Origin of the sequence: Leptospira interrogans (assembly GCF_900156205.1) — a bacterium.
GTDB lineage: Bacteria > Spirochaetota > Leptospiria > Leptospirales > Leptospiraceae > Leptospira > Leptospira interrogans.
Genome location: NZ_FTNA01000041.1, coordinates 1 through 14,952 on the forward strand (window position 1 = coordinate 1; position 14,952 = coordinate 14,952).

The 14,952-nt window shown below is 34.0% G+C and carries 7 protein-coding genes; 5 read left to right on the top strand and 2 right to left on the bottom strand.

The window, feature by feature from the left end; genetic code table 11:
• Positions 1–1,299: 1,299 nt before the first annotated feature.
• Positions 1,300–2,250, top strand: coding sequence for a thioredoxin-disulfide reductase (gene trxB / locus BW942_RS19645; RefSeq protein WP_000940585.1), 951 nt, complete (start codon positions 1,300–1,302; stop codon positions 2,248–2,250).
• Between the two features lie 1,898 nt (positions 2,251–4,148).
• On the opposite strand, the gene lsa20 is transcribed toward trxB, so the two are convergent.
• Complete coding sequence (gene lsa20, locus BW942_RS19660; protein ID WP_000734051.1) at positions 4,149–4,742, bottom strand: LIC11469 family lipoprotein adhesin Lsa20; 594 nt, start codon at positions 4,740–4,742, stop codon at positions 4,149–4,151.
• A 50-nt stretch (positions 4,743–4,792) separates the two neighbouring features.
• On the bottom strand, positions 4,793–6,247 hold the full coding sequence (locus BW942_RS19665; RefSeq protein ID WP_000018492.1) for an NADase-type glycan-binding domain-containing protein: 1,455 nt from the start codon (positions 6,245–6,247) through the stop codon (positions 4,793–4,795).
• A gap of 242 nt (positions 6,248–6,489) precedes the next feature.
• Between BW942_RS19665 and BW942_RS19670 the strand changes: the two genes are divergently transcribed.
• From BW942_RS19670 to BW942_RS19690, 4 genes are all read left to right on the top strand, one after another.
• On the top strand, positions 6,490–7,926 hold the full coding sequence (locus tag BW942_RS19670) for an RCC1 domain-containing protein (protein WP_002138886.1): 1,437 nt from the start codon (positions 6,490–6,492) through the stop codon (positions 7,924–7,926).
• 15 nt (positions 7,927–7,941) lie between these two features.
• Positions 7,942–9,444: a di-heme oxidoreductase family protein gene (locus BW942_RS19675; protein WP_001052446.1), complete on the top strand. Its 1,503-nt coding sequence runs from the start codon at positions 7,942–7,944 to the stop codon at positions 9,442–9,444.
• A 1,644-nt stretch (positions 9,445–11,088) separates the two neighbouring features.
• Positions 11,089–11,982: an alpha/beta hydrolase gene (locus tag BW942_RS19685; RefSeq protein ID WP_000639029.1), complete on the top strand. Its 894-nt coding sequence runs from the start codon at positions 11,089–11,091 to the stop codon at positions 11,980–11,982.
• Positions 11,983–13,298: 1,316 nt separating this feature from the next.
• A complete protein-coding gene (locus tag BW942_RS19690; RefSeq protein ID WP_001238408.1) occupies positions 13,299–14,408 on the top strand; it encodes an esterase/lipase family protein in 1,110 nt (369 codons plus the stop codon).
• Positions 14,409–14,952: the final 544 nt, after the last annotated feature.

Sequence of the window (14,952 nt, forward strand, 5' to 3'; positions counted from 1 at the left end):
TACTTGCAAAAAGTATGTTTTTCTGATAGAGAAAAATTTTCCGAACCTTACCGCCTCCACCCCCACCCAAAAATAGGGAAAACTCAACACAACGCTCTTTATGAATCGCGTTGTGGGGCGGGAACTAAGTTTTACAGAGGATTTGTCGTAATTCCGACAGATTTATATTGAGATCAAATACTTGTGGGTAAGGTTAAGGTAGAGAGCGTTTCATTGAGTTTTTTTTGCTACAATTCCTTCGGAATTTTTCAAACTCAACGCTCTCTACTCTACGGATCGCGCATAATAATCGTTTTCGCATTGGATTTTATCGAACTTACTTGAAACGGCACTTTATGTTAGACATCTAGTTACTCAATGTTATAGAGCTCAGTAAAAATAGGCACATACTCAAACAATTTCCAAAAACAAGAAAAAACGAATTTTAAAACTGTCAAGCACCAGCCCTAGTCAAGTTATTACAATCCAAATAGAATTCTAAAATTCAATAATTTACCTCATCAGTATCATAAAAATGAAACGCTAAAAGTTGTCCTTTCCATCCTTTGTGCGATAATTTTTAGAAAAACGAAATAGAAACTATTAAATGGCCTTTTTTAATTCAGATAAACATGTAAATTTTAGTCAAAATTCCATTCTTTTATCTTAGAACAAGACTCTGGACGACATTAGTGTTTACTAGAATTGTTGAAAAATTAATTCTCTATGGGTTTTCGTTGTATGGAAACGGTCGATTGAAGCGTTTTGTTAATTGTTGCTATGGAATTTTTCAACAACTCTACTGATAACGTGATGCAATATTGGTTTTATAAAATCTATTTTTTCGTAAAAAATAAAATATAGGAAATTCTTTCAAAATCTAGACTTTACAGATAAACTCTGAAAATGTAGGAACTCATACCAATTCAAATTATAAAAAATGAATGTTTAAAAATCCGTAAGATGACAAAATCTGTAGGAACTATTACAAATTAAGATTGTACAATGAAACTCTCAGAAGTTCAGATACTGTAATGGTGCTTAACCCTAAAATAAAACTACCTTTTTCTACTGATCCTTATCAAATTGAGTACTGCAAATTTTTACTGTAAACTACTGTTTTAGCACAAAATACTGGGATTTATTTTATAGTTTTGAATAATTTCCTTACGCCAAACTCACCATAGTAAACCTGTATGAGTTCCCACATTTTTAAACAGAGAAAAACTTTCAAAATTCTAACACTAAAAAAGGATCTGCTTTACAACGAAAGAGTCTAAAAATAGATCAAATTTAGAACCATTCTAATTAGAGGAAACAATGGCCCATAAAATAGTCATTATAGGTTCCGGACCAGCCGGACACACTGCAGCGATCTACGCCGCCAGAGCTAACTTAAACCCCGTTATGTATGAAGGATTTATGGCGGGTGGAATTGCCGCAGGAGGTCAACTCACAACTACCACTGAAGTGGAAAACTTTCCAGGTTTTCCAGAAGGAATTGATGGAACTAAATTGACTCAACTTTTTCGAGAACAATCTATCAAATATGGAACAAAGATCATAACTCAAACCATTACCAAGGTAGATTTTTCTTCCAGACCGTTTAAACTTTGGTCAGACGATGAATTGATAGAAGCCCAAGCCGTAATTATAGCCACTGGGGCGACCGCAAAAAGAATGAACGTGATCGGCGAAGACATTTATTGGCAAAGAGGAATTTCCGCCTGTGCAGTTTGTGACGGAGCCCTTCCGATTTATAGAAATAAAGAACTAGTAGTAGTAGGAGGTGGAGATTCTGCAGTAGAAGAAGCTTCTCACTTAACTAAATTTGCATCGAAGGTGTATTTAGTTCATAGAAGAGATTCTCTTCGCGCTTCTAAAATTATGCAAAAAAGAGCAACTACTCATCCTAAAATCGAAATTATTTGGAATTCTCAAGTGAAGGAAGCCAAAGGCGACGGTAAAAGTTTAACCTCTCTGACTTTAGAAAACACAACAAATGGCCAAAAAAAAGAACTTCCAGTTGGCGGGCTTTTTTATGCAATCGGGCATAAACCCAATACAGACATTTTCCAAGGAATTTTGGATTTAGATGAAAGCGGTTACATCAAAACAGTTCCAGGTTCCACCAAAACGAATATAGAAGGAATTTTTGCAGCGGGAGACGTTCAAGACAAAATTTATCGCCAAGCAGTCTCTGCCGCAGGTTCCGGATGTATGGCTGCCTTAGACGCAGAGCGCTGGTTAGAGTCCAGAGAAGAAGAATAATTTCAGAATATTCTAAATTATTAATGTATTTAATTTAACTAGAATTCGAAGATTGAAAATCTGAGCGAGTCCGGCTTGTCATAGAAAGCCGGACTGGGCCTTACTCTGGTCAATAAATTGTATATAAGAAACATGATACAACAATCGTCTTTAGTTTTAATATAGAACGCGACCCATAGAGAGCGTTCTGCTGAGTTTTAAACACGATCCGTCGAACGATCCATGGAGACGCTGAGTTACTTCGAACACTCATAGAAGCTAGATGCTTTAGTTTGAGAGCATTCTGCTAAACGATCTTTTCTTACTATGCTGAATTGACGTTAACTTAGATTTTACGAGGCTTACTTTTTTGTTTTTTACATCTAAAAAATTTTAAAACCTAAACGCAGTTTAATCAGAATTATAGAATAACGTGAGTTGGGAATAATAGATTCGTTTTATAAAAACTGATTTTTCCATAAAAAATAAATGTTTAAAAATTTGTAATGCGACTTAATCTGTGGGAACTCTCACAAATCCGGGATTTACAATTAAACTTTGAAAATTGCGGGAACTACTATAAAATACAAAAAATATCGTTTAATCAGATTTTTGTACAAAACCACTATTTTATAGCCATCATAAAAATTTAAATCCCATTTGAACGTGAGTTCGATGTGAGTAAAAATTTTCTAAGAGTATGAGTTCCTACAATTTTAGAATTAGTTCGTAAAATCGCGATTTGTAATAGTTCCCACACTGGAATATAACAGATTCAATTATCATAAAATTCTATTTTATAAAATGATGTAGTTCACCACATGATTTTACAGACAAACCTAAGTTTTGTAGTAGTTCCTACATTTAAAGAATCGATCTGTAAAATTCAGATTTCAATTTTTTTTCAGAATCATGAGTTTCCTACGCTGAACTTATGTTAGGATAGAGTTCCCAGTATTTTATATTGAAACAGAGTTTACGATTAAAATTCATGGCACTTAACTTTATAGGACCCGTAAAAAACGATTTTTTAAAGTAAAGTTCAACTTCAAAATTTAGAAATTCTAGAGTTTTTACAAATTCAAAGTCCGGTTGTAAAATTTTCTAGTTTTTGCAACCAGTGGCAAAAGATTTTTTTCGCGTTATATCGAATCCAAGTTAATTTTAGTTTTGCGAATGAACGGGGCTCGGAACAATCATTAAACTTAAAGCTTGTCCCAAAGTCTCAACGAATTTTACACGATAATTCTTTAGAAATTTTTAATAAAATGTAATAGTTCCTACAAATTAAGTCGCATTAGACAATTTAAGAACTTTCGAGCAGTTCTAATCTCATTAAGTTTTCGTAGTAATAGTTCCTACATTTTTATAAAACTCAATCTCATTTCCTAAGGTTCGTGCAAAAACTCAGCAAACACCTCTCTATTTTCAGCGGAAAACTCAGCTTCTCACTATAGGCGCTCAACAGGTTTTGGGACAAACTCTTAGTCACGATTGCATTAAAATTTACATTCAAATTGAAAGAAGCCGGTCTCCTAAATGATAAAGATTCTAATTGGATCAGAAACATAATATACTAAAAAAGGATTCAAAACTATACGTAGAAGTTATATATATCATTATTAAATTGGCTATATTGATAATCCAAGATCAAATCTGTAAAAATTGCTACTTTTACATTAGAGTTATTGAAAAATGAATTTTCAATCTGTTTTTTATTGTATGGAAACGGTTAATTGAAGCAGTTTTGTTAATCTAAACTATGGAGTTTTCAACAATTCTATTCTAAAAATTGCAAGTAATTATTGAATATTAAATCTACATAATAGTATCTGTTTCTAGTAATATATTTTGGATCCAAATAATATTTTCAAAAATCATTTTTAGAATGTTTCAAGATTCACTCTAAAATTAATGGATCAATCCTCTACTGCAGCCCCGCCCCCTATTCCTTTTTGATAAAGACGAACTCTATCTTCGTCCATACCCACAAGTGTATGAGAAATTTTTAATCCTTTGCTTAAAGCCTCTGTTCCGATTCTCAATTCAATTACTCTATACCAAATTTCGTTAGAAGGAATATAAAAAGCGTGATTGACACAAAGACATTTAAACTTAAAACCCAAAGAACCTTCCGCCGGCAGCATAGAATGAGGAGCCGCAAAAAAATAAAAATCTTCTTTGGTTGTGTTTCTAACAATCAATACAAATTTTTTTTTAGAACCAGGTTTGAGATAAAATTCAGATCCTTCTATTTTAGAAGAGACAGGGGCCTCTGACAAATCCTTAACATTTCCTGTGGCCCATAGATCCACAGGTCTCTGAGCAGCCCCCTCGTAGAGTTCCATTTCTAAAGGAAAATTTTTTTTCTCCCAAAGAATCTGAACCTGAATTTGTCGATTTGGATCGAAAGAAATTGGTTCCAAATTTTCAGAATTAGAAATTTCTTTTTTACAACCAAGCAAATCTAAAAAAAGAATCAAAATTAGAATTTTATAAATTAACTTCTTCAATTGAAAATAACCTAAAATTTTAGAATATAAAATTTCTCTAAAAAAGAAATTTACTCAAGAGCCATCTCTAAGATCTGAAAATCCAGCTTACGACTCGAACTTGTATTTTGGATATAAACGTTTCCGTTCCATTTTTTAATCGTAATGAAGTCTTGAAAAATAATTTCCTTTTTATCAGGATCTTGATTTCCCATATTACAATCTCTACCACAACCATTACAATCCATATCACTGTACTTCTCCATAAAAGTAGATGAGTATTTTCGCATATACCCAAATACTCTCAATTCCAGAGAATCCACGGAAGACTTTTTGACTTCATAGTTTCCAATTGCATAAAACTTACTCGTTTTACGAAATTCCTCACTTTGATCACTCGTATCCCCTTCCATAAAAAAAGAACCGTCAGATCTCATTCTCAAAGACCAAGTTGAATCCGTCCTGACATTTCCCTGTTCATCCGAATTCTCCGAAGAAGAGATCATTTCCGTACTCTGCATTTCCGCTGGATAATCTGAAACTTCAATACCTCTTAATCCTCGATTTAAAATCTCATTCAAATTAGAAGAGGTAAATTGAAGATGATTGGACTGAGCGATACCTTGAGACCTTTTGATTGGATCGATCAAAAACCAATCCTTATCTTTTCCAAAACGAATTTCACTGAGTACTAACCCTTTGTACATCTTTCCTTCGTAAATATCGTTCACGGTTAAACGTAAAGAATTTCCTTTATACGTTTTTTCTAATAGGATTTCCTGGGGACCAAGAATGTCCTGAAGTTGAATTTTTTGAATATAACCGTCTTCTCCGGTTAACGTAGCAGATTTTAATCTACCGTTCGAATAACAGTGTTGATCCGATCTTTGATACCCATTCCAAATTTTGATTTTATTGAACTTTTGAGTTTCTTTAAATTTAAAATCAAGAGTAATTCCTTTACCTTTTTTATCCGAAGCCCAAGCATATTCATAACGAGAATCAAAAAGATTCATCACGTCATAAGATTGAACCGGACTTGCAGTTTCTGAGGCGATAACCGAACCTTCCACTATATTAGGAAGTTTTAAAGAGATCTGTTTATCTTTTTCGTCGTAAAAACGAACCTCTCCAATACAAAGTTCTTTGTTCTTTCTAAAATTAATCGTTACGGATCTCGCAAACACCGCCTTTTCAAAATTTACAGTGGCTTTTTTTGCAGAAAAATCAGCTGCGGCGCTAATTTCATCGAAATTGATATAAACCGTTACTGCGTCGTTAAATTCAGACTTACAAGAATCTATTTCCACTTTTTTTAACTGAAAACCTTCATCCGGATAAATGTGAATTTTTACAAATTCGGCCCCATCTTCCGGTTTCCAATTTTCTCCATTAAGAACAACAAACGCGAGTTTATCGCTTAAGGAAGTGGACGTAGCCATAGAAACGCTAAGTTCTTTTTTACAATCTTGAAAAATCAAAGTTAAAAAAGAAATTAGGAACAAAAAGCGAATCTTATGACTCATTTGAGAAGACTCCAATAAAAGAATTGTTACGATTTTTTTGTTAAAACACTCTCTGTCAAATCCAAAGGTAATAGAACTTCAGGAATCCTTGACGTTCACAATGCCCTTATTTTTTTGATTATTAAATGAGAATAATTCTTAATCTCATTATTATATATTAGGAGAAATCGTGAAACAAAAAATTGCATTCATTTTATATACCATTTGGTTCATCTCTTGTAGTCCTCAATCTCGAACCGATATTGCCCCTTTGCTTTTGGCCGCACTCTCTCAGACAACCGGGTCCCAAAACGAAAGTTCTTTCCCCTCGAGAAGGAGAAATCCTTACGGTCTATCAATTAGAAACAACAGTTCAAGCAAACTCGGACGGAGAATTCGAAATCTTCCATGAAGGAAATAAATTATTTTCATTTCAATCCACCCCATCTTCTCCCCAAACATCCCCTACCTTTAAACCTAAAAACGGGCACAATACGATCCAAATTCGTTTCAAAAAATCAAATGGTTTCGTTCTATCTCAAGAAATCCATTTCTACTTCGGAACCAAACTGAGCGCAGGCGGAGCACATTCTGGTTTTCTAATAAACGGAGAACTTTATACAGTTGGCAGAAATAACTTTGGTCAACTCGGAACAGGTATTTCTACAGGAGATGGTATCAACGATAGAATTGTGAAAGTAGATCCAATCCGAGATATTTTCAGCATTCACTTCAATCAAAATAATTCGATGGCAATCTCTCAAAACGGAAGAGTTTATACCTGGGGAGCTAACTCGAAAGGTCAACTAGGAATCGGAAATAATAACACGGACCCGGCCAGAGCAAGCGACCCCGGAAACAGACAACCTCCTACCGAGATTCCCGGAATCAACGACGCCGTGATGGGAGCTTATGGTTTTAATCATGCGTTGGTTTTAAAATCAGACGGAACCGTAGTTGCATTCGGCCAAAATAATGTAGGTCAGCTGGGAAATGGAGAAAACAATTTAAACCGCAATTCCTTTTCTTCTAACCCAGTTAATGTTGTACAACTTAGAAATGTAATCCAAGTAATTGCGGGCTCGGAACATTCCGCCGCCCTTACGGAAAACGGAGAGGTTTATATTTGGGGTAGAAATCAATACGGAAATTTAGGCAACGGTATTATCTCTCCGGCTAACACGGTTCAATCCGTTCCAGTAAAAGTAGAAGGCCTTTCCAAAATTAAACAAATCGCAAACGGTAGAGATCATATTCTGGCGTTAACGTCTGATGGAAAAATTTATTCCTGGGGTTTAAATGCAAGCGGCCAATTAGGAATCGGAGGAAATGGAAATCCTCCACCCACTCCAATCCCAACACAAATTTTGAATATTCAAGATGTTGCGTCTATTTGGGCTGGCGGAACTCAAAGTTTTGCAATCTTAAAAAATGGAGAAGTAAAAGGTTGGGGAGCAAACGGAAATATGGCAAGCCTTGCTCTTGGAGAATCAAATACTCAAAAAGTTTACGAGCCGAATAAAGCAGTAGTAGGTATTGATAACGTAGTTCATTTCGGTTGCGGCGCTACCCATAACTTCGCACTTCTTGGAAACGGAGAAATCTATGGTTGGGGTTGGAATTTTAAAGGTTCTTTAGGGAGAACCGATCTACAAAACAACTGGGGGGCACCAAATCCAGTATACATAAAATTTCCATAATATTATAAATTTAAAATGAATTTGAATTTCAGTTTTTTTTCATCAATTTATATCTTTTTAAAATACAGAGTGGGCAAGTTTTCGGTCGCTCTGTTTTTTATTTTTTTGTCTTTGTTAAACTGTACTTCAAAAAAGAAATTTTGTTCCTCTAACGATTGTAAATTCGCAATTTCGTTGATTGCAATCCTTTCCCTATCCGATAACGACGACTGGGGATATGAAGTAGGAGAAGAATTTCAAGGAGGTATCAAAATGACCAGTTTCGAATTTGGAGAATCTGCATTTCGACAATTTTCTAAGAGTGCTTCCTTAAGTTCTATTTCCGAATATACGGTGGGACAAACGGTCTTTGAAGTTCCTTGGACTCCTGGTTTTTCCGCCGCTATTCCGGACAGAGACGGACTAGGCCCTCTCTTTCATACCGACTCTTGTCTGAACTGTCACTCTGGGAATGGTCGTGCGCTCGAAGAAGAAGGCGAAAATTTAACCTTTAGTCTCGTTCGGCTCAATGTAGGAGATCATTCTCATCACTCCGAACCAAGATACGGAGGGCAATTTCAACCTAATTCCGTTCGTGGCGTTCCCAAAGAAGGAGACGTAAGATTGAATTATCAGGAAATCGCCGGCAAATTTGAAGACGGTACAAAATATACATTACGTTCTCCTATATTAGAATTTTCAAATTTAGGATATGGTCCTTTTGCAAACGATACAAGAACTTCCGTTAGAATTCCTCCACAGGTTATAGGGTTGGGACTTTTAGAAGCCATTCCCGAAAGTACAATTCTTTCCTTTGCAGATCCATCTGATAAGGATGAAAACGGAATTTCAGGTAGAGCAAACTACGTCTCAAACTTAAATGGAATTGGTCAAACACTTGGACGATTTGGTTGGAAAGCAAATAACACTGATTTGTCGAGACAAAGTTCTGCCGCTTTCTTAGGTGATCTTGGAATTACCACTCCCATGTTTCGAACGGAAAATTGTACAAACTTTCAAGCCGAGTGCGTGGCTTCCAGAAACGGCGGTTCCCCTGAAATATCTCAAAATAGAATCACAGCAATTACAAATTATCTAAAATTAATAGCAGTTCCCGCAAGACGAAAAGCGGATAATACAAGTGTTCTATTAGGAAAGAAAATTTTTTTTAAAGCGGGATGTAAATATTGTCATATTCCCAAAATTCAAACCGGATCGAATGAAAGTTTTCCAGAACTTTCCAATCAAATCATCCGACCTTATACGGATCTTTTATTACACGACATGGGAGAAGGTCTTGCAGATAACAGACCGGACGAAGAAGCAAATGGAAGAGAATGGAAAACTCCTCCTCTTTGGGGTATCGGTTTATTCGAGGAAGTGAACGGTCATACGAGATACCTTCACGATGGAAGGGCGAGAAATCTGATGGAAGCCATACTTTGGCACGGTGGAGAAGCTGAATCTAGCAAGGATTTTATTTTGAAATTAGATGTTAGGGATAGAGCACATCTTCTTAATTTTTTAAAGTCACTTTAGTGAAAGTTTAAAATAAAAATTTAATGTTTCGGTAAGTTAAAATTTAGAGCTGAATTACGATTCGGATGCATGAAAATAATAATAGAAAATGAATCAGCAATTTTACAAAAACGAAGAAATTCTTAAAAAATTATATCTAACTTGAAATCGTTGTTTTTTTGTGTGGGATTCTATATTTTAAGTCTTGAAACAGTTTCGAAATGGTATGATTTTCATATGCCAGAATTGTAATTTTAAATTTTAGAAATAAATTCTAAATACTCAAAAACGAATACTTTTATAAAATTCATTCTTACAAACTAATACTTCAAAACTATATAATTCAATATTCAACCTTTTACACTTCAATAACGTAAATTTAACGAAAGAAAATCTGGGCGAATCCGGCGCTGCCGGACCGCGCTTTTTGCTCCAATTCCTTCGGAATTTTCGCTTCAATCGCTTTCGCATTGGATTATAACGAAGACGCGTTAACCGAAACTTAGTCACAATATTTCGGTTATCTAGTTTTGTAGAAATCAGTAAATATAGGTCTTTAAATATTTTTTCAATTAGAGTTGTTGAAAAGTTCCATAGTGGCAATGAATAAAAACGCTTCAATCGACCGTTTCCATAAAACAGAAACAGCTGGAGAATTCATTTTTGAAAAGCTCTATTATGGTTAAAATTTCTACTCAAATCTATATATCAGAGTGCCTAATATTCTACATTCAAACAGCGGTTTTGTAATAAAGACTTATAGTAATTAATTTTATAGAATCCAGTAAAACTTTTTGATTCGAGAAACTCATGTATAAATTGAATTAAAAAAATATTTACAAATTTATAAATTTCACTAAGAGACTTAGTCTGTGGGAACTACCACAAATTACGATTTTACAAATAAATTCTAAAATTGTAGGAACTATTACTTTTACTACTCGGAAGCATGAATAGAATACTTGTGTTAGATTGTTTCAAAAATTTGAATATTTTGGTCTTGCTTTAAAATACTGTAAATCCCGAATTTGCGGTATTTTTTAAGTACCACTAGTTTTTCGTAAATTAGGCCGTTAATAACTTGGTACTATTTTCATACGTCCGAGTAGTAAAAAAAGATTTTCCTAATTTTTCTTATCTCGAACTCATGCTAAATAGAAACCAATAGTAGTTCCTACATTTAAAAAAATACAAAGTCTGTGGTAGTTCCTACACTAGTTTGATATACAAAATATTCCAATTTCCTAAAATGTGGGAACTAACACAAAAACTTAGAAATGATTATTATTAGCAGTTGATCACTAAAACGTAGGAACTACTACTCATATCTATATATTACTGATTTCTATAAAATTGAGTACCGTAAATTTTATCACAAAAAGCTGTTTCCGTACAAAATATTAGGTACTTTATTATATAGTTATAAATAAAGCATTATAACTTTTGAAATGAAGCTCCCTTTCAAAAAGAACTTTAAACACTATTCTATAGTTCTAAAAAAACTCAAATATTTAGGAACTACTTTAAAAAACGAAACCATCTATAATCAGTCTTTTTATAAATCATAAAAAGCTCACATACTTTTCTAAGAAATCTGAATAAATTATTCTAGAAAAAGAAAATTTCTCGAAAAAAAACAGCAACTTTATAAAAATTCCGTTTCAGATGATATACTTCAAACAATTCAAAGCACTTAAAAAAAATAAAATACATCCTCCTCTTCTTTTTATTCATGGGGCTTGGCACGGTTCTTGGTGTTGGGAAGAAAATTTCGTCCCCTACTTTCAAAAGGCCGGTTATGATGTTTATACGATGGACTTAAGAGGGCATGGCAAAAGCCCAAATCAAAACGGAAAGTTTAGATGGAATTCGATCCGTAATTATGTTCAAGACGTAGAAGAAGTTATAAAAAAGTTGCCTCAATTTCCTATTTTAATCGGGCATTCTATGGGTGGATTGATCGTTCAAAAGATATTAGAAAAAAATCATGTTTCCAAAGCAGTTCTTCTTGCAAGTGTACCTCCGCACGGAGTTTTTAGAATTACACTTGAATTATTGATCCGTCATCCGATCCGTTTTTTGAAAGTTCTACTTACACTTTCCTTATTTCCAATCGTAGAAGATACTAAACTAGGCAGTGAATTATTTTTTTCAGAATCTCTCGACAAACAAAAAGCGATTCAATTCGCCTCTAAAACCCAAGACGAATCTTTTCTCGCATTTCTAGACATGTTAATTTTTTCTCTTCCAAAATCAGATCAGATACAAACTCCACTTCTTGTACTCGGTGGAGAAAAAGACAGATTTTTTGTCCCTTGGGAAGTCAAAAGAACGGCTAACACGTATCAGTCGGAAATGGATATTTTTCAAGGAATGGGTCACAATCTTATGTTAGATGAAGGTTGGGAAAAAGTAGCAGAAAGAATCCATACTTATCTTAACGGTTCGAAAATTGATTTAGAAAAAAAGAAAAACGAAACATTCGTTTCCAAAAAAAAGAATAGTACAAAACAAAAGTCAGTAAAATTAAAAAATAAATCTAAAAAACAAAAAAACTAATCCGAAGAGATTTAGTTTTTTTGTCTATTTTTAATCCTAATCGTAATAACTCTGCATCTCGACCCAAAACTCGATCTGTCGAACACCCAGAAAACTTCAGCGAATGCCTCTCTCAGGATCGGCAGTGTTTTGTTGAATTCCAAAAGCAAGAAGTTTTACTCAGAACTATATATAATATTTCCAATTCAATAGTTTAACGTGAATTCGTAGAGAAATCCGTTTTATCTTAGGTCAATTTTTTTCGTAAAAAAATAAATATAGGAACTCTTACAAATCGTGGATTTATAGTTAAACTTTGTAAATTATGGGAACTACTATAAAATACAAAAAGAATCATTATCCAATCAGATTTTTGCACAAAATCTCTGTTTTGCGGCCATCATCAAAATTTAAATTCCATTTTAACGTAAGTTCGACACGAGTAAAAATTTCTAAAAGTATGAGTTCCTACAATTTTAGAACTTGTTCGTAAAATCGTGATTTGTAAGAGTTCCCACATTATTTTACGGAACAAACCTAAGTTTTGTGTTAGTTCCCACTTGAATACGACAGATTCCAACTTTTTTAGAATCATGGAATCCTTACGCCGGACTCATGTTGTTTATACTTCAATCATATAAATTCTATATATGAAAAATAATCACTAGTTTCACAAAAATGTGGGGGCTCATACAAAAATAGAGTTGTTTTAAAATTTCATAATGGAAATTAACAAAACTGCTTCGATCGACCATTTCCATACAACAGAGAATTAATTTTTTAACAACTCTAATTATAATAACAAAAGAATATTAAAAAATTATAAATCATGCAATACAATGGTTTCCGTAGGAATTCAAATCTAGGCTTTACCAGTAAAATTTTGAATATTCCAGGATTCTCCCACACAAAGGAAATTCTAAAGACAATAAGCGGCAAAGCCGCTTTCGATTTATTACGGAAGGAATTGTAAACGTTAGAATACATTTTCTAATTATAGAGTTCAGGTTAAAATAATTCTTATTTTATGTTGTAAGTCCCTATAAAATTGAGTAGCGTAAATTTTTATTGTAAGTCCCGTTTCATGCAGTAGTGCAAAATATCAGTACATTATTTATAGTTCTGAGTAATATCTAAAAACTGCAAATCCACAAAAATAGACGCATTTGACATCATTTCTATATAAAAATAAACCTAAGATTACTTAGAACGATAACATAACCAAAGTAATATATAAAATTTAAATAATATACTTAAGTATAGAATTATTCTTAAATAAACTTTGAGTTTTTAAATTTTCACTTGCGCATATCTGCTCATATTCGTTTATCAAAAATATGAGATTACTTCAAATTATTTTTAAAATTTTAATATTCTTTCTTTGTATTTTACAATTTTTCTACTGTAAACCAAAAGCAGAAAATACAAATACAGTAGAAGACATTTTAAAAAGTGTTGGATTTTCTTTTTGGGACGAATTCAACCACGAACTTTATAAATTCATTCCCATTTCTTCTATTGTTTCCAAAAACGATTTTATAATAGATCAATTCACAATTGCCAATCCTGATTTAAAGGTTAATAAACCGAAAGTTATTTTGATTCACGGCTGGGACTTTGAAGAAAGAAATTTCGAACTTCCTACTACCAAAGCTAAAAAAGTTGCAAATATTAGAAAAATCTGGGGCGATGCTCTGGAAATGTATTCTCAAAATCTTTTCGAAACTCAGACAACTTATGAATTTTATACTTTTACGTATCGAACTTCGGACTACGTGGAACATAACGGTAGAAGACTGATCGATAAACTGAATTCAGTTTTTACTCCCGACGATAAGGTAATTTTGTTAGCTCATTCTATGGGTGGTCTTGTTGCTAGATCCGCTCTTTATCACCCTAACAACACAAACGACGTTATTGATTTTATTGTAAGTCTTGGAACTCCTTACTTAGGTTCTCCTTTTGCTTCTCCTAGCTATAGAAAACATTTAGGAGCGTTAGGTGAACTAATCGGATTTGTGACCGGAACGGCGGGCGGAAAAGACCTTGCTTATACAAACGCGTTAGGCACATCGTATCAGGTTCCTGAAAGTGAAATTATTCCAGACGCTTCTAATGCCTACTTAGAAAGACTTTTAAGTGAATCTTCTAAAGACTCAAAAGTTACTGCGTTTTATGGTGAAATGTCTCAGTGTAAGGGTCACCCAGGTTCCGGGACTGCTTTTATCATCGGTTGTGATATTTTAAAAGATGAAGTACCTAGCTTTGCCGGTAAGAACGATGGAATAGTTACTTCCACCAGTGGCAAAATGTCTTCTAAACTTCCACCCGAAAGACAATTCGTAAAAGATTTAGATCACTACCAGTTATCATTTAGCAGCCACGCCAGTGTTGCTTCTAGAAACACATATTTTGGAGAAGTTATAGCTATCATTGACTCATTGTAGTAAATAAATTTAAAAAGAACGCGAATCATATCTCGTAAATGAACACTGGGCTTATGAAGTACATCCCACTGAATTTTAAACATGAGTAAATTATATTTTACTTATGCTTTATAAAATAAAGTGATTTGGATATAACGCGAAAGAAATCGACGTGAGAGAGCTCAAGCATCGTTCTCTAAACGAAAGCGTCTCACTTCTATGAGCGCTCGACAGATCGCGTTTGAACTCAGCAGAACGCTCTCTATAGATCGCGTTCTATATTAAAACTAAAAATGGCATGGTGTATTATGTTTCCTGCATACAATTTATTAACCAGAGCTGAAAGCCCGTAGCAAGCCGATTCCGTCCTGATTTTCTTACGTCAAACTCAAGTTAAAATAACGTGAGTTCGGTATGCGAAAGCGATTGTAGCGAAAATTCCGAAGGAATTGCAGCATTATGTTGCGACAGCAAGGAGCAACATTGAGTTCAAGCGCGGTCGCGAGCCATTATATACTATAAAATTTGCGAGCGATTCGCCCAAATATTCTTACGTCGAACTCAA